The sequence below is a fragment of the Candidatus Protochlamydia sp. W-9 genome (assembly GCF_001950615.1).
Taxonomy (GTDB): Bacteria; Chlamydiota; Chlamydiia; order Chlamydiales; family Parachlamydiaceae; genus Protochlamydia; species Protochlamydia amoebophila.
In genome coordinates this window covers 1-24834 of record NZ_BCPZ01000389.1, presented here as the reverse complement: position 1 = coordinate 24834, position 24834 = coordinate 1, and the positions used below count along the sequence as shown (strand labels likewise).

The window sequence follows — 24834 nt, the reverse complement described above, 5'->3', positions numbered from 1 at the left end:
GAAAAGATTAAGTAAAATGCTTCTAGGGTGATTAATAAGCTTAATTTTTCCTGAAAATTGCTAAAAAAATTTGTCTAAAGGCGATCAATACAGTCGTTTTTGATTCGAGAAAGAGTTCAAAAGGAAGATCCAAAAAAGCTCTCTTATAGCGCCAATGACATTTGAGATGGATGAGTTTAAATCAACAAGCTATGGCAATTTCCTAATTCGAATAATTTCCATTCCTATTTGATTTATTCAAATTTAGTCTGTAAATCATTTGCATTATCTTAGGATCAATTTCTTTTGCATACATAATGGGAGATTTACCAAATTCTTCATTTATTGTCGTGAGCTGAAGGTCGAAAGGGCTATTAAGAAGTAATTGAAGGGAATCCAAATCTTTATTCTTTATGAATAAATATAATAAATGATTCCTAAGTTTATCGAAATGAGGTCCCTCTTCACTTAAAATCTTTGAGTTCTCAGTCAACTTTATTTGAGCTCCAGAATGAATCAAGAGCTTGGCGCCCTCATAATATCCCGATTCCATAGCGATATCCAAAGGTGTATGACATTCATCATCTTGGACATAAAGATCAATTTTTTCCTGAGAAAGTAAAAGTTTCATTATTTCCAGATTCAGATTTTTGGTGGCAATATGCAAGATAGTCATTTCATTCCCATCCAGATCCTCATGCCTTGCATTCACTTCATGGGGATCTGTGTTAAATTCAAGAAGCAGCTTTGTCATCTCTACATTTTCATCAGAGACAGATGAATATAAAGGATGGTCTGCGTTAAATTCAAGAAGTGACCTTGTCATTACTACATTTTCATCAGAGACAGCTGAATATAAAGGATGGTCGGTATCGTAATAGTGCGGTTGAAAATTAATTTTAGCTCCTGCTTCAAGTAATAAACGAGCAACTTCAACCTGGTTCATCTTAACTGCCATGGATAAATAGGGTTTTTGATTTATTTCATCCCGATAATAGGGCAAAAGCAGTTGCACGAGCTCTAAAGAATCTTTATTATAGTTGATTGCGATACTGAAAGGGGTAGAATTTCCCCAAACGTCCGCTTTTGCAATCATACCAGCTTGTCCACTACTTACTGCATTCTGAATTAACTTTTTTAAAATATTAACTTTAGCTTTTGCATTAAGTTTACCACTTACGCAACAATGAAATACAGAGTATCTAGTATCATCTAAATGCGTAAGGTTAGGATTATAAGAAAGGATAAGTTCAACAATTTCTAAATTTCCATAATATAAAGCATATATTAAAGGTGTTATTCCGCCTCGTTTTAGATTTGGGTGATTAATAAGGTTTTCCTCAGTTTCAAGGAGTTTTTTGACTTTATTTGGGTTCTTTTGTTTTATCGCTGCATACAATTCTTTAGTTTGAATAGAGTCTTTTTCTGAATTTTTTTTAGTCCATAATTTAATATAACTTTTTTTTACAAATTTTTTGACATCTGTTGAAATTTCAAAATTATCAAAAGGCGTGACTTCGTCGTCATTTTCAATGTGAAAGTCAGCACCATGTTCAAGCAATAAGTTCACGGTTTCTTTCATTTTTTTTCGATTATGATAAGGCATAACATCGTTCTTTGTTGCATGATGAAGAGCAGTTTCTCTATAACCATTTTGTGTATTTAGCTTTTTGATTAACTCTTCCCCAATTATTCCCTTATTTTTAAGAGCTTCCAAAATGATCCTTATGCCTTCTGCGTTTTGTAGGGCTGCCGCTTCTCCTAATAAAGAATCATCAGTTTGACTATTAACTGCCGTTGGATCAATTCCAAAATTGATAAATAATTCTAAAAGAGGGTTGCAGTTTTCCTGGTTTTGATTTTCTTGCAATTCAAAACTTGAGGAAATTGTGTTGGGTTCTATGGTGATATGAAGGCGGGTTTTTAAGTGTTCAATCTTTTCTATTAAAGCTTGTTTATCAGCTGGACTAATAGAATTTCTTAAAACTTTTTGCAAAAATATGTTAAGGATTGTTATAGCAAAACGATCTTTAAAAGATGGGCTGACTAATAATTTATTAACACCTGCTTTAGAGATTAGGTATGGGGTCAGATGTAAGAGGAATTTGCTGATATAGTTTGAAATTTTTGAACTGTTTTGGAATAGCGGATCTCTTGAGCTGCTCATGTCGAAAAGCCGTCTGCAATTGCCATCTGTTTCGATGATAGCTTTGAATCGCGAACAAACTAACCTTAGATTAAGCAGATTTTTTGAATTCTCCGTTAAAAAAGTAAAAACATGAGTAACAATTTCAACTGGCATTGATACTAAACAAAGGTTATCAGATATCTCGCTAGCTGCTGCTATAGTATTCTGAACTTGAAAGCCAGTTGTTTTCTGAATCATCTTTACCCCTAGGTAGCTTTTAATAAAAAAAATTTATTTCAAACCTTACAATGTTAGGCAAAAAGAATCAAGTCAGGAGAGCAGTTCGGATTCAAAATATTGATATGTATGGTTTATGAAAAGATTAATAGAAATGCTTGTCGAGTGATTAATAAGCTTAATTTCTTCTAAAAATTGATTAGATGATGAATTTGAAACTTGTATAAATTTTTTTTCATTTTTGGGATCAATAGGGGAAAATATGTGTAAAAAGTAATTTAAAATCTCTATTTCTTTATCATTTTATCTAAATTTTTTTTCTAAAAATCATGTGCATAGCAAAGATTGTCATTTTCAATTTAATCCACTATATGGTTTCCCAAAGAATACGAATAGCGGGCTGTTGGTTAAGAAAATATAGGCGTTAAAACTTAATTAAACTTGCGCTCACCTTATCTTTAAATACATACTTTTTGATAATATCTCGAGTTTAAAACTCATTATCTTTAAAACATAAACTTACTTTTTAAAAAGATTTCACTGATTTATAAAAAGGGCCAAGATTACATGTATTTGGAAGAATTGGAAAAATTGATCGCAAAGGGCGAATCAGAAAACTTAGAGTTAAAAAAAACAACTGGACAACGAGGAGAAGCTTCTAAAACAGTTTGTGCTTTATTGAATGGCTAAGGAGGTTTTGTCTTTTTTGGTATTTCAGATAAAGGAGAAATTATTGGTCAAGATGTAAACGCAAAAACGATTGAGGATGTCTCTCTTGAACTTCGTAGAATTGAACCGCCAGCTTTTCCTGACATTGAAACTGTTGCCGTTGGAAATAATAAGGCGGTGATTGTCATAAGAATAGAAGGAAAACTGGGGACTTATTGCTATGATGGGCGTCCCTATATCCAGCATGGCCCAACGACGCAAATCATGCCTCGAATAGAGTATGAAAAGCGTATTTTAAATAAATTTCATGCTCACCGCAGATGGGAAAATGAACTTGCGCTTGATTGGGTGACAATGCAAGATCTTGATGAAGAAGAAATTCAGTTAACACTGGAAAATGCTGTCAAGCTAGGACGTATGAGACAACCCTCTCATACAGATTCAGAATCAATTTTAAGAGGTTTGGGACTTTTTGATGGTGGGTATCTGATTAATGCAGCTATTGCATTATATGGGAAGAGTAAAAGGCTTTTTTCAAGTTATCCTCAATGATCCATCAGACTCGCCAGATTTAGAGGCTCTGATCGATTAAAGAAGTTTATGGATAACCGAGATTATTGGGGTAACGCTTTTGACTTATAAAACGAAGTGAAACTTTTTTGCTAGACCATATCCCTATAGCTGGAAGGATAGTACCGGGAAAGACTGTTCGAGAAGATTATCCTCTTTATCCCCCTTTAGCACTGAGAGAAGCAGTAGCTAATGCAATATGTCACAGAGATTATACAACTCCGGGAGGATCTGTTGCGATTGGGATGTACGATGATAAACTTGAGATCATCAATCCAGAAATCCTTTATTTTGATATCACGCCCGAGAAATTAATTCGGCCACACGAATCAAAACCCTGGAATCCTATTATTGCAAATGTATTTTATCGTGCAGGAATTATTGAAAAATGGGGCATGGGAACACTAAATATTATAAAATGGTGCAAAGAAAATAGAAACCAAAACCCAATATGGGAAGGTCGATCCCAATCCGTTATCACAACTTTTTTCCTTCCACTTTTTTTTCTACTGGAAAAAATCTGATGAGCAAGAAAAGTTCATTGGTCATTTGAGGCCCAAGTCAAGGTCCGAGTCTTTAGAAATTGAAGTACTCAATTTGCTTAAAGAAGGACCTCTATCTAAATCAGAAATTTCTAAACATATAGGGCATAAACATATTTCTGGAGGGTTAAAGAAAGCACTCAATCAACTGCTGAAACAAGAGAAAATTGTTCAAACAATACCCGAAAAACCCAATAGTAGACTTCAAAGATACAAATTACACGATTAAAACCTAAGCTTAAAAACTAAAACTTTGGCATTTCAAGAAAAACATAACACTCGATAGCCGGTTAGAATTGAGACATATTTTAAAAGAAACTTTCTCAACTTCTTAAGTTAGGAAATTATTTATTTAAGAATTCTAAACTGCAGAACTCTACAACTTGAAATGTAAGTGTGATAATTCGGTAATTTTTATTTCATAAAAAGTATTAAATAAACGTAAAATAATAGTGCTAAAGGTATTTTTTGGAGAGCTCTTGAAAAACCTCTAAGTACTTTAATTCTTTTTCATACTCTTAGTGTAACCCAAACACCCAGTTAAGTTGAATGGGTATTTGGATTACACAGGCAATAGAGGAATCTAATGTTTTTGAGCCGATTCCAAACTAATCCATGAGAAATTAATTCAACTATGAAAATTTATTACATTATGGGAGGAATGATATTGGAAGCCATTGCAGAATATGCCAAGACCGAGAATTAAATGTTATTAGAGAAATTCAATTGAAAGTCTTAAATGCTTATGAAACAGACTTTGTCAAGGGCGCACCACCCCTCATTAGTGGTGGCCCTAACAATATCTTGCAAAAAAGCTCAAGACGTCTACAAAATTGCACTCTGACTCTCGGTTTGCTTAATCGCTTATTTGTAAGCTATTTTGGATTGGATAATATAATAGCTCTCAACATCTCCATACCAGTGAGGCCTGATTCCAAATTTTTAATTTGCTCGGGGTTTTGCAGATTTTTGTTACTAGACATTGCAACCTTATTATTAAGTTCTTTATTTTCAGTTTTAAGCAAAAATATTTCCTGATTTTTTTCTTTAATTTGTCTTCGAAGAGTATTATTTTCATCGCTAAGGATTGTAATTCTGTCTCTAAGGGCATGAAATTCATTAGAAAATTGATTTGCTTGTTCTTGAGCTTTCGAAAGCTCATCAGAAAGCTCCTTAATCCTTGTGTTTAATTGTGTGTTTAATTCATCTTGTTCCTGTTTTGCTGTTTGTCTTTTTGCTTCAATCAAATCACGTAAAGATTCTAATGTTAACTTGTTAGATGGAAGTGGTCCCATAATATTTACCTCTTGAAAAACACAAGTCGATGAAGTTTGCATCCTTAATTTTATGTCGGATCAGCTTGCAAATAGAAAGAAAACCAGATGACTCAATATTGTAAATGAGTTTACTAGGGAGAGTTTGAAAATGATTATAGTCACTTGAAATTTTCTTTTTTTATTCATTAATTCAATCTTCGTTTTAGGACTTTAAAAGTCATCAAGCTGCAGAAAGCTTATTGACTATGTAAGTGTTAATACTCATTCCATTTTGAGCTGCCTGTGTCGCAATTTTAACATAAAGATCTGAAGGCATTCTTAAGCTGAACTTTCCTGAGTACGACTTTTCTGGCTCTACTCCTCTTTCCTTACACCAATCAATATAGTCATCAATAGAATCCCTAAAAGCTTGCTCGATTTCGTCAACAGTTGTTCCTTGAAAAGTAATAACAGCTCTTAGTCCTGTTACTTCTCCATGAAAAATACGAGCTGCATCATCATAGAGAACAAAACCAGAATAATTTTTATATTTTAACATGGCTTTACTCCTGCATTTTCTAAAAACCTACGTACGGAAATAAGCGCGCCTTTATCCGTTTCTTTTTGAGGATGCGGACGATGAAAAACGGCCTCTTGGCCGTTTAATAGAATTCTGATTCTTGAGCCTTTCCCTTCTTGAGTATCTGCACCAAGAGCAGCGAATAGGGATTCAACGTCCTTCCATTTAACGCTTGCTTGAACTGGCTTGGCAAATATCGCTTGTAGTGTAGTCTGGTATTTCTTATTCATAATTTCATGATATCATTTTTTGGCATCACAATCAAGACATTCCTATATTTACGACTTTGTCATAAGTTCAATTTATGAGAAAAATTTTTATTGATCTGCTATCTTTAATCGAATTCTTGACAAGCTAATCGCGGAAAGAAAGCTTTTACTTGAAGATTTTGATAAATTTGAAGCAAATTTATCAAAGATTTCGAACAAGGTAATTTAATTCCTGGAATGAGAGAATTAAGGAAGGCACGTATTAAAACTTTTGCTAAGGCGAAAAGCGGTGGATTTCGAGTAGACTATTTAGATTTTCCTGAGGTTGGAATTACCTATTATATTGTTATTTACTCCAAAATTGAAAATAAAATATGTGGTGTTGAAGGATGCAAGGGATGGTGTGATGCCAATGCAATTACAGCCCTGGCTTGGTGTTCAAAAGTTTTAAAGCTCCCCAATGTCAAGCAGGTTGTGCATTAGCAGTATATGCTATTCAAAAAGGTTGTCACTGGTGTTGTGATGGCCAAGGATTTTACAAAAGATGCATAGAACCTTTTGGGTATATTGTAGACTATATGGAAGAACCTTGCGATCCTTATTGGGATTAATTATGAAAAAAGACGGTTGGAAAGGCTGGATAAGTGTATCAATTGGACTGCTAATATTAATTTACTTTGTTTATCAAGGCGATTACAATATTATTGCAATTGCGGTGTTTTTTTATATGGCTTTTTGGCTGTTGAATAAATATACGAACAATAACTAGTCTACAGAATACTTTGCTAGACAATACAATCGCGCAGAATAATTTCAGCTGGCTATAAGCATTTTGAATTTCCTTTAAGCCCATGCTTCGCTCAGGCTAGGTGACAATTTCAAAAAAACAATGCCTTATTTGGGTTATTGTTAATAGTTTGAGAGATGACCTTCATTTATAAGTTATCTTAGCCTTTATCTGCTAAATCGTTTCCAATTTCATATAGAAAATCTGGAGAAATATCAGCTCCATTGTCCCATACATCCTTATCCAATTATACAGTTTTAAAATAAGAAAATCCCTTTAATAATTTGAAAATTCCTTTTTCTAAATGTCCATTTAAATCGATAAGTTTAGTCTTATTGTCTTCAAATGTAATAGCCAACTGATAGGCACGCACATATTTTACATCTTTCGCAAAGTGCATAAATTACCTATCTGAGCTAATAGCTCAACTTCATTTAAAGAGTTTTTTGTTCCAAAAAGCTTTTAATTCGACAAAATTCTATGACAATGAAAAAAAGTCTATTCGAAAACAAGAGCTATTATTTGATTGTGTAAGCTACCTTCAAATGTAATCATCTAAAATGTAAGATGCAATTCCTAAATATATTTTTGAAGCTTTCAACTTTGTTCCTCAATTCCCATTTCATAAACTTATTTATATTTATCAAACTAAATTTTTTAAGTTTATTTCTTCTGTTTAAAAATCCATTTTTATCTTTTAATTTTTTGTGTTTTATCTAAATAGGGTTAATTCGTTGCAATTTTTTGCGATGTAAATTGCTATATTAAAAATGTCTTAAAATATATCTAAAAGCATTTCTTATAAAAAAATAAAGATTTAAACAAAAAAATGCGCATTAAATTTTCTTATTAAAAAATATTTGATTGTTTTAATGTGTTTTGTGCAGGTTTTGTTTTTATTATGTTTAAAAGCAAAATGCTATTAAATGAGGAGGAATAATATGTTTAAAAGGCATTAAAGCACTATTTTGAAATGAACCATGAAAAATTTAAAAAAAATGTTGAATTTTTAACAAATATATATAGGATAAACTGGAGGTAATCATGACAATTAATCTTCGTATTGAAAATCCTGGTGAAATTATTATTAACTCTTTTAATGTTCTTAATTCTTGTATTCAGTTTCAAAATGAAACCCAAATCAACGATGAAACAGGCTATTCTTCTTCTCCCCCTTCTGCTGCTCAGGCTGCTGCGAAAAATTTTTTTAGAGAAATTGGTGCGCCTTCTTTATATTCTAAGTCAAGATTTTTAGCCGATTTGGGCATTCAGATGGCTGCTTTTTTCAATTTTGGCCTTTATAGATTTTATTTCTATCAAATTAAAGATATTTCTGATTTCACCGATTCAGCTGCTTTATCACTACGACTTGATAAAACTAAACAGATTGCTGATAAAGCCATTCAAGAATATCAAGCTTGTATGCAATTAATGACCAATGGCATTGCTCGAGAAGCAATTAGTTTTATCCCAACTTTTATATTAGATTGTTTTTGTGACCAAAAATTTGTAAAAATAACAAAAATCATCGAATCAGATTTACTTGCTCCACCCCTTGACTACGCTGTTTATTTAATGGATCAATTTTCTGAAGATAAATTGGAAAATTTTCGTTTATTTGCTCAAAAAGTAAAATATCTTAAATTACCACCTGATTCTTGGTCTTTCATTGATTGTGAACAGCTTACAAAAACAATAATACCTGCTGAAATTTACGTGAAAGTTCATCATCGTGCCATGAGTGACATCAAAGAATTACTTCATCAACATTTTGTTACTAAACTTGAAAGAGATACCGTCGATGAATATGTAGATATATCTAGTTTTTTTCAAATTCAAAAAAAAAGGGTAGAAGTGTATGAACAACATCAATCTGGGTAATTCTAATACTTATTATCCAGAAAAAAATTTGCCAGAAAAGTTAACAGAATTTGTCTCTCCTTGTGAAGACTTTCATTATGTAGGCCAAAAGGCTTCTTACGATGAACATATTATATTACGAATAAAATTAGCTACTCAGTCAATCTTTAGATTTATATGTCAAGTGTTCGAATGTATCAGTTATTACGCTTGTTTATTAGCGAATGGGCTTATTTCAATAAAAGCTAAATTGCTAGGTGTTGATTTTCATCTTCATCTTCAGCTATTTACTATTAATATTCATCATGGTAGCCCAAATATGCAAAATGTTCCTCCGGGTAGTATATTGACGTGCTAAATCATGATACGTATTCTATTCAATAAATATGTTAAAGCGACGAACGCACTTTAAGGTTTTATTTGAGCTGACCAAAATTTATTATATGAATTTAATGCTATTGTAACTAGTGAGTTTGAGAAGCTGTGGCAAGATAATAAAATTAACGAAAGAATACAGGAAAGGTCATCGATCAACTAGATCAACTAGTTGATTGATAAATAAACACGTTTTTCTAATGAAAAAACGGAAAACTATCCACGTTTTAAGAACTAATCATTGCCTTTTTACCTAAAATTAGTTTAGGCTGAGGATATGAAACGTGACATCTCTATCAACTACTTGAAAAGATGGCTTCTTACGGAGTATTAAGGCAAATATAAATCTAGAAAAAATGAGAAGCCAGACAACCAGTCTGTTGGATTCCTATCCAAATTTCCAACTGACAATAAAAAAATTTTTTAGCCTTTCTTCTGCATAAAGAATTCATTAGAATTCATCCGAACTTTTAGATTCAAATCTTTCATCCCGCTAAAATTAAAACCTAACAAAAAACCATGCCATGCCTTGCCGAACTACACCTCACCACACCGTGCCAAGCCTCGCCATATAATAGTTCGATTTATTTACTAGCCAAATTTTGTAAAACAAAGTGAGTTAACTCTAGAAAAGTTAAGAAAAACCCATATTAAATTCAGAGTTTTTTCTATATCATAATAGCTTAATTTATACTAAGCTGCTGTATTTTGTTTTAATCAAGCAATATTTTCTATACCCGATAAAAACCTTGCCTTACCATGCCAGACCTTGCCTCACCACAACTCACCACGCCCCGCCTTGAAATCTAGAAACTAAAACGCAAACTACTTTTATCTGTCTTTAGATTAACTAAACAATATTGGCTTGTTTCTAATAAGCAAATTTCATTTCACAGAAGGTCCTATTTCTGGCAACCTAGCACAAAAATAAAATAAGTAAAATATTTTTTAAATTTGTTGAAATATTCCGGTTCCACTTACGATTTGTTTTTTTGAATACAAACCACATTTCCCCTGTCATTTTGTTTTCGTCCCTTCTGCTAATTTGAATCAAACGCTAATACACATAGATTTCAAATAATCATTTTTATAGCCAAAAAGTTATCTTTAAGAATACGATAGGTTGTTTAATTCCCCTTCAGGTAATATGCTAAACATATTTTTAAAAAAAGAGCTTCCCCCTTTAACAATTCTTGATATTCATCAAGCTTCAAATAGATATAATCGACCGCTGCCTTTATTCAACAGCTTTATCCAAGCAGGTTTTCCTTCCCCTGCGGATGATTATATTGAAAAAGCTCTTGATTTGAATGAACTTGTTATTCAGCGCCCTGCCGCCACTTTTTATGTGAAAGTCCAAGGGGATTCGATGCAAGATGTGGGAATTTTTTCTGGCGATATTTTAGTCGTTGATCGCTCTTTAACCGCATATCATAAAAGCATCATCGTTGCTGTCTTAGACGGAGAATTTACGGTTAAAAGATTATCAGTAGAAACAGAAAGAACTTATCTTTTAGCAGAAAATAGCGCTTATCCCCCGCTTAAATTAAATCCAGAATCGCAGTTTGAGGTATGGGGAGTTGTTACTTATGTCATCCACAAGTTGCGATAAATCTCTTTTTGCACTAGTAGATTGTAACAATTTCTATGCGTCTTGTGAACGTGTCTTTCAACCTCATTTGGTTGGGAAACCTGTTATTATTTTGTCTAATAATGATGGATGCGTCATTGCCCGCTCAAACGAGGCCAAGGCCTTAGGCATTCCCATGGGAGCCCCTCTTTTTCAATATGCCGATTTAATAAAGAGAAACGCTGTCCACATGTTTTCTTCCAACTACACTCTCTATGGAGAGATGTCTCAACGGGTGATGAAAACCTTAGCTCAATGGACTCCCGATCTTGAAATTTATTCCATTGATGAAGCATTTTTACGGCTTGTGGATGACCCTTCTCTTCTCTCTTGTGCCCAGCAAATCAAACACACCGTTTATCAATGGACAGGAATCCCAGTTTCTATAGGGATTGCTCCCACGAAAACATTAGCCAAGGTGGTTAACCGCTACGTTAAAAAGAAACAAATAACCGAGGGATTCTTTATCTTAAACAAAGAAGCAATGCGAGAAAAAATCCTGAAAGACTTTGAGGTCAAAGATATTTGGGGAATTGGTCATCAAATTAGCGCATTACTCCATCGCAACAACATCAGAACAGGTCGGGAACTCATTAATAAAAATGACGATTGGATTCAAAAAAATCTTTCGGTTGTGGGTCTTCGAACGGTATGGGAACTACGAGGCATCTCTTGTTTGCCACTGGAAGAGGCTACACCAGCAAGAAAATCTATTGTATGCTCAAAGTCATTTGGAGCAGATGTATATGCAGAAGTAGAGCTGGTAGAAGCGCTCTCTACTTATGTCGCTTCAGCTGCAGAGCGCCTTAGAAACCAAAAAAGCCTAACTTCTTGTTTAGAAGTTTTTTTACATACCAGCCGATTTAAAGAAGGTCAATCTTATCATCCCTCTATTCATGTTACTTTACCTGTGCCATCGGATTATACTCCTCAGCTCACTCATTATGCAAAAGAAGGACTGCATAAAATTTACAAAGAAGGTTTTGCTTATAAAAAAGTGGGCGTGATGCTTGGTGGAATTGTTTCTAATCAAGGAAAACAATTAGACCTATTTGCAGAGCCAAAATCAAACCTCCCCAAGCAACGCATTCTCATGCAATTGATGGATAAAATGAATGCAAAATTGGGCAAAGGGGCGCTCAAATTTCCTGCTCAAGGGATTCAACAAACATGGAAAATGAAAAGAAGCCTCTGTACACCACACTATACGACTTCTTGGAAAGATTTGCTCCAAATCAAAATTTGAAAAAGCTTTTTTTTGTTCAGTAATTGAGACAGAATTATGCAAAATTACTTTTAATAAATGGGATAATGCGTCAGCTACTCAGATTCAGAATACCTTGCGTTTGCAATTCATTCTCAAAATGTTTTATAAAAATGTTTTAAATATTTTAGGGCTTCTTTATTTATTCTCACAAATTCCACCTTAAATTCATATTTTTATAAAATTTAGTTGCCTAAAATGCAATTTTAAACAAATCAATATTATTAAAACCTTTATCTTTGAAATGATCTTCTAAATTTTCAATTAATTTTTTTATATCCCCTATCAGGTAGTACTAAATAAGTAAGGCTATTCCAATAAACTACTCTAATTGGATAAACTAATGTCTTAATTCAAAGTGTGGTAAATAATGGGGCTAAAATTATTAACAGACAAAGAATTAATTTTATTATCAATGATTTACCTGGGGATTTAAATGTACAAGTCACTTGTCATGAGAACGATGAGCTAGAATTGGCTAAACTTGAAGGAGATGAGCGATAGAGTTTAGCAGGAAATAGGAAAAATGATCTGTGGCTATGGCTCGTTTTTCATAAAAAAAGTTGCCAAGTGTTGGCTAGGCAATTAGATCCTCGAGATAAAAAAACCGCTGGGCTTCTTTTTGTAAAACTGCCTGAATCCTTAAAAAAAGCCCTCTATTTCACGGATAAATTTAATGTCTATTATGAAACCATTCTTTGGAGCAAACATCAAGCAGTTAGCAAGCTATCTGGCCAGACAAGCTACATTGAAAAATTTAATTTTACTCTTAAGACAAAGGTGTGCAAGATTTGTAAGGAAAACACTTTCATTTTCTAAAAAGCTAACTAATCCCATTTAGTTAATAAAATATTTTATTTGTGATCACAATAGACAATTGAGAGCCTTACCTATTTAGCACTACCACCCTTTGGTTAAATCTAAATAATAATCTTTCAAATTTTAAATTGATTTGGATGGTTGTTTTTAATAACATTATTTCAACGTGAATTCTTGTTAAATTAAAGGATAGCCAAATTATGCAAAGCACTCATTCTATTTATCCCCAATTTTTCAGTGAACAACCATCGAAATTAGAAGATTTAGATAGCCTTGATATGGTTTTAGACGCTATCGCAAAACAGAAGCATTCCAAAGCCATCGAAAAGTTTAATGTTTTCATGGCCTCTTTGCCATTACAGGTTGAAAAAAAGGTGCTTGACAAGATTTTTGTCTGCCTCTTAACACTTATTCCTGTGATAGAGACTCCCCAAGAGATAAATGAGAGTGTACGTTTATTGTTTAATTTGACAGCAGGCTCTTGTTTTGTAGAAGAGCAACAGCGAATAGCTATCGAACTTGCCAAGTGGCACTACAATAAAGGCAAACAAGAAAAGCAAGAGGATAAAAAACTAATCTATTTCACTGATTCCATTCACTATGTAGGAAAAGCTCAGATTATCTCGAAGGCTTCCTCAGATCTTCAGTGTTTGGCTTCGCGCCTTTTTAAAGCGGCTTCGACCTCTCTTAGCTTTTTTAAGCGGCGCTTAGAACTAGCGGTAGGGAAAAACGATAGCCAAAAAGTTATACAAATCGGTACCGATCTTAAAACACGCTTTAAACCTATCTGTTGCGTGGGTGAAAAGCATGCTTTAGTTAAATTATTTTATAAGCAAGTGCAGGAAGTTGTTTCGCATACATTAAAAATACGGGGGCTAGAACGGATAGAGGCAAGCGGGCTACGTAATCTAGATAAAAAAATGCGCCATTACTTAACAAATGACTCTCTTCCTACTGATTGTTTTATCACGACTAAATATCGAACAGAATTAGATAATTATCGCAAAAATTTCTACAAGCGTTATCAGGCGATTGATCTGCAAAATTTTACAATTGAAGAAGTGTATGCTTTTCAAAAAGTAGTTTCTGAGCATTTGATCACATTTCTGCACGCTTTAGTCAAAGATGCCATTGCCATTTTAGGAGATCCTCCTTGCTTCTATGATTTACGAGCAATGGGGTCTTTAGCAAAAGAAGAGGTTTGCCCCTATTCAGACTTGGAATGGTGCATTCTCATTGAAAAAATTGAGCATCGACCTTACTTTGTGAAATTAGCCCAACTGTTAGAGCTACAGATAATAAGCTTAGGAGAGGATCCAGCGCAGAATCTACCTGTTTTTACTAGTTTAGCGACTAAACATCGCTCTGGTTTCCATATCGATTCCGGAGGCAATCCTGTTCGTAATAAAGATGATCTTATCAACACATCCGATGGGTTGGCTCAGATGCAAAAAATGGAGGAATATTCTTCTAATTCGCCTAGTAATACGCTGCGTAAAACTATTTCCTTTCATCAAACGACCCCAGCACTCTTTGATCTTTATCAAACACAAATGCACGCCTATCTCGATGAAAAGCTGCCGCAAACAGGGGAAGCCAGACGCAAGAGTCAGGCGTTGCAACTACTAATAGATCGCTTGCAGACTTATGAAGAGATTTGGTCCAATTCTTTTCAAGAGAAAATTATCGATTTAAAAAAAAGTTACACGGAACTGCTCCACCATCTTTTAAATGATTTATCTCTTTATTTTGGCATGAAAGAATCCAATACCCTCAATCTCATCGATGCATTCGTAAAAAAGGAAATTTTCACAACCGAAAGTGGCTTTTTGTTGCAAGAAGCGGTGGCAGCCATTTATTTAATAAGAGTCGACATTCATTTTAAGTATAAAGAACAAAAAGAAAACATTAGCCTAGAAGATTCTCATATTGAAAAAGAAATTTTGGAAAAGATTTACTGGCTTATTCTACGCCCTCTTTACCGTAAATTGAAGTTTTGCCTCTCTAACCTAAACTTTCATCAATTGAAGCCTTGCATTTCTAAGTTCAACATTCATTTTCAAAAAATTGATCTTCTTCAAGAGACTTATTATGGAGAGGAGCTGCACCCTGATAATATAGAAAATCTCAAGCCCTGGATGGCTCATTTCGTGCGTCATCTTGCTTCCAGACAACAAGCTAAGGCATTTGATCCGGATCAGGCTTGGCTTTGGCATGAAGCTCATTATCAAAGACTATCACATACGACCTTTACGGAACCTCTAAGAGAAATTTATCTTAAGGTTTTGGACAGTTATGCCTCGGAGGAAAATTTGGCTGCCTTAAGCGTCCATCTTGCCTCTATCCCTAATCCAAGTGGATTTAGGCAAAGCCAACGTTTAGAAGAAGAGCAATTTCAACAAGCGATTCTCGCGATTACGACCGATCAACCGAATCCAGCTGATCCCTTTCAAGTCAAGATCCGCTGTCCGGCAGTGCCTGATACCCGGTATCTCAGACAAGAAGTAAGCGAGCAAATCTTAGAAGGAACGGGCAATCTCAAACGGCAATACAAAAATAGCGCTCACCCCGTGGCGAGTGCCTCCTATGAAGGCTACCATCTACATTTTAAACAAAAACCGACGCATCCGCTGCTCGAATATGCCATCCATGCGCTGACGGCACGCATTGCAGGTCATCTGAGCCCTCCAACTGAACTAGCCCGCTTTGAAGTCGACATCAAAGGAAAAACATGGATCTATCCCGTTTTAATTTCCAAAACAATACAAGGGCAAACGTTAGAAAACGCAGAAAAGCTAGACGCCAAGCAACTGACCTGGGCTTGCCTATGTGCCTTATTGACACGTCCAGGAGATGGGCGGTTCCCCAACTATGTTGTCGAAGAAGAGACGCAACGGATTTTCTGCGTGGATAACGATATTTCTTTTGTTGAACCTGTGATTCACTATGTCGTCGGACATAGAGTGCATTTTTCCTCTGCTCTTTTTTGCCTAGATGCTAAATACCATCTAGATTCTGAAGTATTGCAAGCTTTCCTCCGTTTAGAGTCTAACCTTATCCTCAATAGTTGGCTCGACGACTTAATCCAAAAAGATGAAATTTACCGCACTCTTTGCCTTTTTACTTCTAAAGAGGAAAAACAGTTATATGAAGAAAACCCAGAAGATCGCTTTAAAGGAACGCTTCTCTTGCGCAGCGGGACGGTGACAAATGTACTCGTGCAATTTTACCATTTGCAAGACTGCTTGCAACAAACCTTAAAAGAAAAAAAGAATCTTACCCCTCTTGATCTTTTACCTTATCTCGTCAATTTGCACGACAGTCAAATGCAACCCTTGGACCGCTGGGTGTACGCTAAGTACAAACAAGCTGCCGCGAGCAGCTTAGATCCCAAACAAAGACTACAAAAAGCGATCAACCGCCAGATAGAAATTTCTCTCACTTCTGCCCAAGCCGACGCAGCCAGTTTTGGCAAACCTCCGACGTTTGAAGAAATTCAACAGCGTGAAGAGTATTCTCCTGAAAAAGCCCAAAGTGAACTTTTTGCATTTGCTTTAAGTCGATGTACTTCGCATGTTGCATTCGGAACAAACAAAGAGGGAGAATGGGTTGAAGCAGATTTTGGGAAGATGGTCAAAGGAAACACACCTGATCGGGAGCGGCAACGCCTCGTTTTACATGCCTTAAACTTTTTAATGAAAAATAAAGGTCTTCAACCACGCAAAGTGACGCTGATGAATTGCGCTGTTTTAGATCATATTACATTAAAACCTTTTTTGCATGTTGAACTTGACTATTTAAATGTAAGCGGCTGCCCGCTTATCAAAGAAGAAGCCATTCAAGAAATGGAAAAATGCTCTCCTAACCTTAAACAGCTTTATTTAAACCGTTGTGCCCAGCTGCGTGCATTTGAAAAATCACGCTTTCCCCTCACACCAACCTATTTGCAGTTTGCTAAATTAGAAGAATTGCAACTTAAGAGATGTGCAGCACTTACCTCAATTCACTTAGACGCCCCTCTTTTACGTATCCTAAAAGCCGATAAAAATTCCCATTTAAAAATGCTTTTTTTCAAAACAATGGCTCTCTATGTCAAAGGAAGTTTCATAGAATGCCCAGCGTTAGATTTAGAGACAATCAAAAAGAAAGTACTAAATAAAGATTTAAGAGGAATAAAAATTTCAGAAATTCACCGTATACAATTATTTCAACTTTATGCGAACGATTCAAACCTCATCTCACTTAACCTTTCTGGCAGCGGAATAAGCGATAGGGAAGCGGAAGTTATCGCTAATGGACTTGTTTCCAATACTACGGTTGAGCATATCAGTTTTTACATTAACCTAATAAATGATAAGGGAGCAGAAGCGCTTGCTCGGGCTCTTGCTTCCAATACTGCTCTTATCGGACTTGACCTTTCAAATAACAATATAAGCGATCAGGGAGTAGAATTTTTTGCTCAGGCTCTTGCATTTAATACTACTCTTAAAGAGCTCAACCTTAGTCGTAATCAAATAAGTGATAGGGGAGCAAAAGCATTTGCTAAGGTTCTTGCTTCTAATACAACCCTTAAGATTCTATGGCTTAACAATAACCAAATAAGCGATAGAGGAGCAAAAGCATTTGCTAAGGTTCTTGCTTCTAATACAACCCTTAAGATTCTATGGCTTAACAATAACCAAATAAGCGATAACTTGGCAAAAGATATTGCTCAGGCTCTTGTTTTCAGAAATTTGGCCTAACAGAAACTTAAAAATAGAATAAGCGATAAGGGGGCAAAAGCAATTGTTCAGGCTCTTGCTCCCAATACCACTCTTAGTTTAACGTAAGAAATTCTCAAAAATATTCTAGGAGCCTAGATAATGTAGTCACGAGACTTCTGCCCATATAGCAATACATCTAATATGAACTGCAACCAAGAATGGGGCTGTGTTCTTTACATAACGGGTCGCTATTCCTCTCCAGCGCTTCAAAGGTAAAAATGCATTTTATTAAAAATAAATAATTTTTGTATTTTCTTAATCTTTCGATTTTAAATCGTTGGTTTATTTCCATCGTTTGAAAACTTTTTAAGACAAAATTTAATAATAAAGATTTATGGTTTTTTTAAACGGTGTTGATAAATTTTCATTTGATAAAGCGCACCGTATCTAAAACCTCTTTGAGCGATATCCACGTTTCGCGAAAAAATTTAAAAGGAATGCTTGTAAAGTGATTGCTAAGTCTTAATTTTTCCTGAAAATTGCTAAAAAAAATTTCTTTCAAGGCGATCAATACAGTCGTTTTTGATTCGAGAAAGAGTTCAAAAGGAAGACCCAAAAAAGCTCTCTTATAGCGTGTCGATGACATTTGAGATGGATGAGTTTAAATCAACAAGCTATGGCAATTTCCTAATTCGAATAATTTCCATTCCTATTTGATTTATTCAAAGTTAGTCTGTAAATCATTTGCACTATCTTAGGATCGATTTCTTTTGCATACATAATAGGAGATTTACCAAATTTTTCATGTGTTGTTTTGTTGTAAGCTGGAGGTCGAAAGAAGAATTAAAGAGCAATTGAATGGAATCCAAATCTCTATATCCTATGAACCTGGTAAATAGCGGAACATTATAACTCATCTTCTAAGTTAGAAATACAGAGAAAACTCTACAATAGTCATAGACTTCATACCATTTATAAGACAAAATTTTCCATGATGTAATGAAACTAGAATTTTCCTCTTTTTAATAAAAAGGTCACGCATAATCAGAAAGCAAGCAAGCTAGAATTGAATTTCATACGATTAGGAAAAACGATATGTAGTAGGCTGCTGAGGGCTTGTAAGCACAAGCCCTCGATGAGACGATCGCATCGAATTTTTTATATTTATCAAAGCAAGGTTTCGACATCCCCTTCAGTACCATTTTCTCTACAATATTCATCAAGAAATTGATTAAAAATGTTTCGATCGGAACTATTTTCTGATTCATCAAGCTTTAAATTCTTTATGATTTTGCCGATTAGTTGACAAAAATCTTTGTACGCATCCAGCATTGATTTAAGCGGTTGTAGTTTACGATCGATTGCTGCTTGGGAGAGTTTCAAGCGATTTAGCTTATCAGAATAGTCACGAATACTTTGTTGTTTGTTGCTTTCTATTAATTCGCCTTGACTTTTAAGTTGTTCTATCTCAACAGAGAGGACTGAGTTAAATCCCTCGAATCCGCTGATTCGAGTTGTTAGCCTTATTTGTCGAGCTGTTAAACCGGCTAAATCTTGATCAATTTGGATGAGTTCTGTTTTTGAAGAGGGATGATCTTTTGTTTTAACATAAAGTTTTACTTCTGCTTTGCAGTCTTCTTGGTATCCATACCAACCAGGTTTATAAGAAACTATATATTTTCCTTCGTTAAGTTTTGATCGATCCTCATTGCAAAAAGACCCTGTTGTTTCTTCTTGCCTTTTGCCGGAAATTAATTCTACATGATTGATAGGTGTATTTTTATCATCGATACTAAATACATATTTGGTTGCTAGAAATCCGGCTGCGAAGAAAGAGCGAGGATTGATGGGTCTGTCTGGGCTCATCTTCTTCCAAAATATCCTTCTATCCGTTTGCAATTTATTTTTTCGCAGCTCTTTTTCGGCTATTTTTTCTTTAATCTCTTTTAATTCAGTTTTTGAATCAGCAATTATTTTTGTATTTGTTTCAATAGCTTCCCTTTTCTTACTAATTTTTGTCTCAATATCAGTTTTTTCCGAATAATTTAAAGAACTTATTTGAGACTCGATTTCGGCAATTTCAATTTTGAAATCATTAAGTTTTCGGTTACGTTGTTTTATTTTTGAAAGGAGATAAAGAAAATAGCCAGTCGTTTCCCGCAAAGTGGATTTAAATTTATTGTGCCCTCCTTCAACAAAGTTTTCCATCGTGAAAGATAAGGGGTTAGAAGATAATTCAAGGGAAATCTTTTTGTCCTTCCAAGCTTTAATTTTTTGCCTTGTATCTTTAGCAAAAATGTCCGCAACGATAATATTATCTAATTTCAATAGTTTTTTTAATATTTTTATTTTTTCTTGGTAATCAACTATTCGAGGATCGTTAATATGTTCTTTAATTGCGAGTTTTTGATCTTTGGATTTTTGCCCCCAAAACCAATTCCACCAGGTTTGCTCCTGCGGTAATAATCGATTTCTTTCCAATTCTAAATTACGGATAGCCCTTAAAATATCTTTAGTAACTCCCTTCTTACTTTTTCTTTCATGTCGTGCTTTACTTAGTTTGTCATTAACCACAAATAGTATAGAAGACATGACGCTTTTATCTGTTGGATTTCTTACAACTCGTTTCAATCGATCAATCATTTCTAAAAAAACATAAGCTCTGTCTTCAAAAGATGCCGAATTTATTAAAACAATCATTTTTCTTGGAGAGTAGGCTTTTGTTGCCATACGTATGGCTTCCGCATTGCAGATGTCATTTGCAGGGCCACCAGTATCAAAAATTCCCGCTGTATCAATATAGTTTTCATAAACTGCAAACGCTTTTGTCTTTGCAATGTCATGCCCCATTTCTGGGTAAAGAGTACCTTGTTTATTTTTATAAACAGCTACTAACTTTTTTGGGACATAGAGATTTTCCTCTATTTTAGATTTATCAATAGCTGAAAAATTTCCTGGCGAATCCGTTATTGGAATTTTATCATAAATAATTTTCGCTCCCTGTAGATAACCAATAAGTGTGCTCTTACCGGCGCCACTTCTGCCTATAACCAGTGTATAATCTTCTGATGAACACCCTCTAAACTTGGTTTCAATGTCTGAAAAAATTGTTACCATGGATGTAAAGAGTTCATTTAATTTAATTGTTCCTAACTCAAACTTGAGCTTGTGACTATTATATGTGTCAATTTGTTCGGCAAGTTTAAAAAAATCTACAGTAATTGGTTCATGAGGAGTTTCAACCACAGGAAGATGTTTAGGATAAGTTTTAGGGAAGCAAGGGATGGGCACAGAATTATATGAGGTCAGACATTTTTCATTAATGAAACATTTTCGAGTCATTAATTGATTAACCTTTGCCAGATAGTCATTGTTAATAGTTTGAATAACCTGGTTAATTTCTTCCCCATTCTGAGGTAGAGAAAATTGATTCGTAGGAATAGAATAGCCGCCAAAGCCTTTAGCATGCATCGTAATGCCCTTAATTTCCCTGTTTGCTAGCGATTTATTTAATCCATCCGCATGAGCTTTCAAACCAACAGAGCCTTTTTTAACACCTCCTTCTATTTGAAAGTTTTTTTGAGATTCCTCTTTTTGCGACTGAATATCAATTTCAAAAAAAATTTTATATCCTGTATAGACCCAAACGGAGCTGACAAAGGAATCACCTTTAACTTCACAACCAACTGTAAGAAGCTTTTTTCTTAGCTCGGGAAATTTGTTAAGTGTGCATTTACTGTAATCAATATGACAAGCGGCAAAGACAATTTTATCTACTCTTTCTCCCGCATTTTTAGAGCTTTTATAGTCAACTCCAGTACCGATAGTTGCTATGGGACAAGACAAATTAAATTTCCCACCATATTTGTTTTTAATTTTTTCGGAAGCTTCCTCATTTGTTGCCCCTATTGTATATTCATCGCAAGAATTAGCAGATTGAACATTGACTAAGTCGGTTGGAAATTTTACTAAGGTTCTTTGTAATAGCTTGCTCCCACTATTTTTAGCCAAACGGCTATATCCATGCCCTAAAAAATTTAAAGCATAATTCTTAATGGCTTCTATTTTTGTTTTTTGACCAAAGATATCCGCCTGTATTTGTTTTGCTTCATCAATTGAAGAATTAGACGTTGTATTGATGATGGCAGAAGGGGATATTAAGTTGCCTGTATACATGAGACCTCCTCTTTGTATAAATAAGACAAAATAAATTTTTAATTCTTAACGACATTTAAGCTATTTAAATAAGAAGAATCTATCAAACTAAAATTAGATAATGGGGTGTTAGATAATGGGGTGTAAGTTGTCTTCTTAAATTTTAACGATTTTTTTGAATTATTAAAAAATAAATATTCTAAAAATTTTATAATTTTTGATTTTTTATAAAAGTAACAGAGGCAGAAGATTTCTTAGTATATCTTAAGGGAATTTATGACCTGTAGAAATGTGAAGGCAATTCGAATCGCTATTATTAGAGGAACGAGTCTAAAATTTATCATTTATTGTGTATGGTTATTAATTATTTTTGGGGCTGTCCCAAATGAAGGAGCACATGGCCTACAAGAAGCTCTTATTTGTGATATTCCAGCTACAGAATGCTTGTTATGTCATCAAAAATTCACTGCTATCTTGTTACTTAGTTTTTTTACGATACTTTTTACGACAAAAATAAGCAAAAAATGATGCTCTCTCATTTTCCAAGTGAAAACAATTGAATGAATAAAAATCAAATTTTTAAAAAAGACCTAGGTAAAATGACAATGACAAAGAAAGAAGCAAAATTTTCTGCTTCGCATTACTGATCCGATCTCTTTTTTTTATGAAAACCCTTCTTAAAATTTCATAAGCTAAAACTGAAAAAAGAATAGATAAATAAAAATGAGTAACCTAAATTTTTAATTTTTACACAGACATTAGCAATAGTCAATGTTGTTCATGACTGACTAAAAACCCAAAATTTAGGTTAATAGTAACAATTCTTCTACTTTCTTAATTTTCATAGAAAATAGTCTGAATAATTGCAATAATCTCACTGATATTGGATTGACGCATTTGAAATCCTTTGCCACTGATCTTAAAATAGATTTAAAACAATTTGATTGGTCATATCCATCTGCTTTCAAAAAAAGCTTTACAATCTACAATCTTAGGCTAGAAAGCAACCCAGAAAATTTGACTTCTTAGACTTGCTGGGTTATTTTCTGGGTTTTAAAATAAAAAGTTGATCATGATTGAGGAATTACTGATTAAAGAAGAGGGAAAAACACTTGAGTTTAAAGAAAATACTAAGTCTTTGTAAAAAATTATTCAAACTATTATAGCTTTTGCAAATACAGCAGGAGGATATTTAGTCATTGGAATTAAAGATAAGACAAAAGAGATTATTGGGTTAACCAATGTGCACGAAGAAGAAGAGCGTATTGCCAATGCAAATGCAGATTCAGTCGCTCCTTTGTTAATTCCCTCCTTACAACTTCATACCTGGAGAGGAAGAGACGTGCTTCTTATTTCAGTCCCGCATAGCTTCGGCCTATATTATATCAGTTCAAAAGGAATAGAAGAAGAAACATATATTAGATTTGGTTCAACTAATCGTTTAGCAGATGCTACAACCATTTTAGAAATAAAAAGGCTAAAGGAGCATAAATATTTCGATGAGCAGCCAATTTTGCTTGTCCACTAAGCGAAATTAATTTTTCTTTAGCAAAGATTTATTTGCTAATAAAAAAAATTTACTGATCGCACCCCTAAATCGTTGGAACTTATTGTTTAATATCATGCTAAAGATCAACCCTCAAATGGAGTAATATTATTATTTGCTGACCATTATAAAGTTTTTTTCCCAGATGCAATCATTCGTCTAGGCCATTTTTTAGGAAAAGATAAATCACAAATTATGGACCAACAAGTCCTTGCGGTCCCTATCTCAATTGCTTTAAAACCTATTATTGCATTTATTCGTAGACACACTTCTACGGCTGCAGAAATTGGCGCGACGAGACGTAAAGACATTCCGCAATATCTCCCTGCTGTAATTAGAGAAGCTGTGGTAAACGCTTTATTACATACAGATTATTCAATTAAAGGGTCATCAATTCAAATAGCGATTTTTGGTGATCGCATTGAGATCACAAATCCGAGTTGTTTACCATTTGGATTAAGCTTTGGGGCAGCCCTATCAGGAATTTTTCAATTACGCAATTGTGTGATTGGCCGTGTTTTTAGAAAGTTAAATTTAATCGAACAAGGGGGTTCTGGGCTAGGAAGAATGATTAATATTTGTGAAAAACAAGGAATACCTGTTCCCAAATTTGAAGAGTTAGGAAATTTTTTTCGCACAACTTTATACCACAGTGTTAGTAACTTTACCAAAGTTGAACATTGGCAAAGACAAATTATTGAGTATTTAAAACTCCATAAAGAAATACTACCTAAGAAAGTCCAAACAATTTGGAATGTTAGTTCAAGAACAACAAGCTCGAGATTAAAAAAGATGTGCTTGCAAGGCATTCTTGTTGAAATTTCAACAAGTCCCTTCGATCCTCAAAAGAAATTTAGTTTAAGGAGTTAAAAAGCTATACAGACTAATATTGCATTCAAGAAAGAACTTCGCAATATGCCAGGAAATTAATTGGAATGATACATACTTTATTTACAGTTACAACCGACAAACAAGCATGAACTGCTTAAGAAAACGGTTTTTTATTTTATAAACCATTTTATTTATTCTATTTAATAAAATATTTAGTTGCCATTTTGAATCAATTTATCCTAGAACAAAATAATCTTATTAAATATAATCGCTATTATTTAACTAATCATCTTCTCTTAATAAAGATAGAGGCCTTATGCAGATTTCTTTAAAATCCCCTATGGAAGCTTTACCTGAAGAAACGAAGGTTGCCATTTTTAATCATCTTAAGAGCCCAAAAGACCTTGCGATGGCTTCTTTAGTCAGTAAAGCCTGGCAACAGCTAGCAGAGGATCCTTCCCTATGGAAAGCCCAGTTTTGTCGCCAATGGAAAAATCTGACAGCCTCGACTCGCCCTACCTTAAATTCAAATTGGAAGAAAATTTATAAAAAAAAGCATCAAATTCTAAAAGAAGTCAGACGTAACAAAGCCACATTATGTGAAGATCGATGTAAGCATGACACCTACCAATTACCTGGCTTTGCAGCAGGTGGAACTGTTAAATTAAAAGTAGAAAAAAAAGTGGCTTTCATC

The 24834-nt window shown here is 34.3% G+C and carries 19 protein-coding genes and 3 pseudogenes; 15 read left to right on the top strand and 7 right to left on the bottom strand.

Annotated elements, in window-relative coordinates:
• Positions 1-202 precede the first annotated feature (202 nt).
• A complete protein-coding gene (locus BU804_RS10520; protein ID WP_075884024.1) occupies positions 203-2365 on the bottom strand; it encodes an ankyrin repeat domain-containing protein in 2163 nt (720 codons plus the stop codon).
• Between the two features lie 546 nt (positions 2366-2911).
• Between BU804_RS10520 and BU804_RS15610 the strand changes: the two genes are divergently transcribed.
• The 4 genes and pseudogenes from BU804_RS15610 (at position 2912) to BU804_RS12410 (ending at position 4354) form a co-directional block, all read left to right on the top strand.
• Positions 2912-3034, top strand: coding sequence for an AlbA family DNA-binding domain-containing protein (locus BU804_RS15610; protein WP_255371581.1), 123 nt, complete (start codon positions 2912-2914; stop codon positions 3032-3034).
• Between the two features lie 12 nt (positions 3035-3046).
• Positions 3047-3565, top strand: a pseudogene (locus BU804_RS10515) (AlbA family DNA-binding domain-containing protein); the annotation flags it as partial.
• 107 nt (positions 3566-3672) lie between these two features.
• Positions 3673-4107 carry an ATP-binding protein gene (locus BU804_RS10510; protein WP_075884022.1) on the top strand — a complete coding sequence of 145 codons (435 nt, stop codon included), beginning with the start codon at positions 3673-3675 and terminating at the stop codon, positions 4105-4107.
• Between the two features lie 25 nt (positions 4108-4132).
• The gene (locus tag BU804_RS12410; RefSeq protein WP_143298998.1) at positions 4133-4354 is read left to right on the top strand and encodes a Fic family protein; all 222 of its coding nucleotides are present in this window, start codon (positions 4133-4135) and stop codon (positions 4352-4354) included.
• A gap of 646 nt (positions 4355-5000) precedes the next feature.
• Here BU804_RS12410 and BU804_RS10505 read toward each other — a convergent pair.
• The 3 genes from BU804_RS10505 to BU804_RS10495 all read right to left on the bottom strand — a co-directional run bounded on the left by BU804_RS10505 (position 5001) and on the right by BU804_RS10495 (position 6191).
• Entirely contained in the window at positions 5001-5420 is a 420-nt protein-coding gene (locus tag BU804_RS10505; protein ID WP_075884021.1) for a hypothetical protein, read from the bottom strand.
• Positions 5421-5622: 202 nt separating this feature from the next.
• Positions 5623-5940 carry a type II toxin-antitoxin system HicB family antitoxin gene (locus tag BU804_RS10500; RefSeq protein WP_039360821.1) on the bottom strand — a complete coding sequence of 106 codons (318 nt, stop codon included), beginning with the start codon at positions 5938-5940 and terminating at the stop codon, positions 5623-5625.
• Entirely contained in the window at positions 5934-6191 is a 258-nt protein-coding gene (locus BU804_RS10495) for a type II toxin-antitoxin system HicA family toxin (RefSeq protein ID WP_075884020.1), read from the bottom strand. Before BU804_RS10495 ends, BU804_RS10500 begins: the two co-directional genes overlap by 7 nt.
• A 216-nt stretch (positions 6192-6407) precedes the next feature.
• On the opposite strand from BU804_RS10495, the gene BU804_RS10490 reads away from it, so the two are divergent.
• Positions 6408-6653: a hypothetical protein gene (locus tag BU804_RS10490; RefSeq protein WP_075884019.1), complete on the top strand. Its 246-nt coding sequence runs from the start codon at positions 6408-6410 to the stop codon at positions 6651-6653.
• A gap of 551 nt (positions 6654-7204) precedes the next feature.
• On the opposite strand, the gene BU804_RS10480 is transcribed toward BU804_RS10490, so the two are convergent.
• The gene (locus BU804_RS10480) at positions 7205-7357 is read right to left on the bottom strand and encodes a DUF2442 domain-containing protein (protein ID WP_079988709.1); all 153 of its coding nucleotides are present in this window, start codon (positions 7355-7357) and stop codon (positions 7205-7207) included.
• Positions 7358-8001: 644 nt separating this feature from the next.
• On the opposite strand from BU804_RS10480, the gene BU804_RS10475 reads away from it, so the two are divergent.
• The 6 genes and pseudogenes from BU804_RS10475 (at position 8002) to BU804_RS10450 (ending at position 17647) form a co-directional block, all read left to right on the top strand.
• Positions 8002-8838: a hypothetical protein gene (locus tag BU804_RS10475; protein ID WP_075884017.1), complete on the top strand. Its 837-nt coding sequence runs from the start codon at positions 8002-8004 to the stop codon at positions 8836-8838.
• Positions 8816-9175, top strand: coding sequence for a hypothetical protein (locus BU804_RS10470; RefSeq protein ID WP_075884016.1), 360 nt, complete (start codon positions 8816-8818; stop codon positions 9173-9175). The genes BU804_RS10475 and BU804_RS10470 overlap by 23 nt, the downstream gene beginning before the upstream one ends.
• A 1164-nt stretch (positions 9176-10339) precedes the next feature.
• The gene (locus tag BU804_RS10465; protein ID WP_079988708.1) at positions 10340-10804 is read left to right on the top strand and encodes a LexA family protein; all 465 of its coding nucleotides are present in this window, start codon (positions 10340-10342) and stop codon (positions 10802-10804) included.
• On the top strand, positions 10782-12068 hold the full coding sequence (locus BU804_RS10460; RefSeq protein WP_075884015.1) for a Y-family DNA polymerase: 1287 nt from the start codon (positions 10782-10784) through the stop codon (positions 12066-12068). The genes BU804_RS10465 and BU804_RS10460 overlap by 23 nt, the downstream gene beginning before the upstream one ends.
• Before the next feature lie 417 nt (positions 12069-12485).
• Positions 12486-12927, top strand: a pseudogene (locus BU804_RS10455) (IS1 family transposase); the annotation flags it as partial.
• Positions 12928-13105: 178 nt separating this feature from the next.
• Complete coding sequence (locus BU804_RS10450; protein WP_226996191.1) at positions 13106-17647, top strand: hypothetical protein; 4542 nt, start codon at positions 13106-13108, stop codon at positions 17645-17647.
• 126 nt (positions 17648-17773) lie between these two features.
• On the opposite strand, the pseudogene BU804_RS12405 reads toward BU804_RS10450, so the two are convergent.
• Positions 17774-17893 (bottom strand): annotated as a pseudogene (locus BU804_RS12405) (IS5/IS1182 family transposase); the annotation flags it as partial.
• Positions 17894-18775: 882 nt separating this feature from the next.
• Positions 18776-21784 (bottom strand): hypothetical protein, encoded by a 3009-nt coding sequence (locus BU804_RS10435; RefSeq protein ID WP_075884013.1) that lies wholly within the window; start codon positions 21782-21784, stop codon positions 18776-18778.
• Between the two features lie 255 nt (positions 21785-22039).
• Here BU804_RS10435 and BU804_RS10430 point away from each other — a divergent pair, with 255 nt between their 5' ends.
• The 4 genes from BU804_RS10430 to BU804_RS10420 all read left to right on the top strand — a co-directional run.
• Positions 22040-22291, top strand: coding sequence for an aromatic amino acid transport family protein (locus BU804_RS10430; protein ID WP_075884012.1), 252 nt, complete (start codon positions 22040-22042; stop codon positions 22289-22291).
• A gap of 619 nt (positions 22292-22910) precedes the next feature.
• Complete coding sequence (locus BU804_RS11670; RefSeq protein WP_079988707.1) at positions 22911-23291, top strand: RNA-binding domain-containing protein; 381 nt, start codon at positions 22911-22913, stop codon at positions 23289-23291.
• Between the two features lie 213 nt (positions 23292-23504).
• Positions 23505-24179 (top strand): ATP-binding protein, encoded by a 675-nt coding sequence (locus BU804_RS11665; protein ID WP_079988706.1) that lies wholly within the window; start codon positions 23505-23507, stop codon positions 24177-24179.
• Between the two features lie 277 nt (positions 24180-24456).
• Positions 24457-24834: F-box protein (locus tag BU804_RS10420; protein ID WP_143298996.1), on the top strand; the 378-nt coding region annotated here is incomplete at its 3' end.

Excerpts from the sequence above, each read along its gene's own strand:
- BU804_RS10520 (WP_075884024.1), bottom strand. The coding sequence starts at position 2,365 with ATGATTCAGAAAACAACTGGCTTTCAAGTTCAGAATACTATAGCAGCA.
- BU804_RS15610 (WP_255371581.1), top strand. The coding sequence starts at position 2,912 with ATGTATTTGGAAGAATTGGAAAAATTGATCGCAAAGGGCGAATCAGAA.
- BU804_RS10505 (WP_075884021.1), bottom strand. The coding sequence starts at position 5,420 with ATGGGACCACTTCCATCTAACAAGTTAACATTAGAATCTTTACGTGAT.
- BU804_RS10500 (WP_039360821.1), bottom strand. The coding sequence starts at position 5,940 with ATGTTAAAATATAAAAATTATTCTGGTTTTGTTCTCTATGATGATGCA.
- BU804_RS10495 (WP_075884020.1), bottom strand. The coding sequence starts at position 6,191 with ATGAATAAGAAATACCAGACTACACTACAAGCGATATTTGCCAAGCCA.
- BU804_RS10490 (WP_075884019.1), top strand. The coding sequence starts at position 6,408 with ATGAGAGAATTAAGGAAGGCACGTATTAAAACTTTTGCTAAGGCGAAA.
- BU804_RS10480 (WP_079988709.1), bottom strand. The coding sequence starts at position 7,357 with ATGCACTTTGCGAAAGATGTAAAATATGTGCGTGCCTATCAGTTGGCT.
- BU804_RS10475 (WP_075884017.1), top strand. The coding sequence starts at position 8,002 with ATGACAATTAATCTTCGTATTGAAAATCCTGGTGAAATTATTATTAAC.
- BU804_RS10470 (WP_075884016.1), top strand. The coding sequence starts at position 8,816 with ATGAACAACATCAATCTGGGTAATTCTAATACTTATTATCCAGAAAAA.
- BU804_RS10465 (WP_079988708.1), top strand. The coding sequence starts at position 10,340 with ATGCTAAACATATTTTTAAAAAAAGAGCTTCCCCCTTTAACAATTCTT.
- BU804_RS10460 (WP_075884015.1), top strand. The coding sequence starts at position 10,782 with ATGTCATCCACAAGTTGCGATAAATCTCTTTTTGCACTAGTAGATTGT.
- BU804_RS10450 (WP_226996191.1), top strand. The coding sequence starts at position 13,106 with ATGCAAAGCACTCATTCTATTTATCCCCAATTTTTCAGTGAACAACCA.
- BU804_RS10435 (WP_075884013.1), bottom strand. The coding sequence starts at position 21,784 with ATGTATACAGGCAACTTAATATCCCCTTCTGCCATCATCAATACAACG.
- BU804_RS10430 (WP_075884012.1), top strand. The coding sequence starts at position 22,040 with ATGACCTGTAGAAATGTGAAGGCAATTCGAATCGCTATTATTAGAGGA.
- BU804_RS11665 (WP_079988706.1), top strand. The coding sequence starts at position 23,505 with ATGGACCAACAAGTCCTTGCGGTCCCTATCTCAATTGCTTTAAAACCT.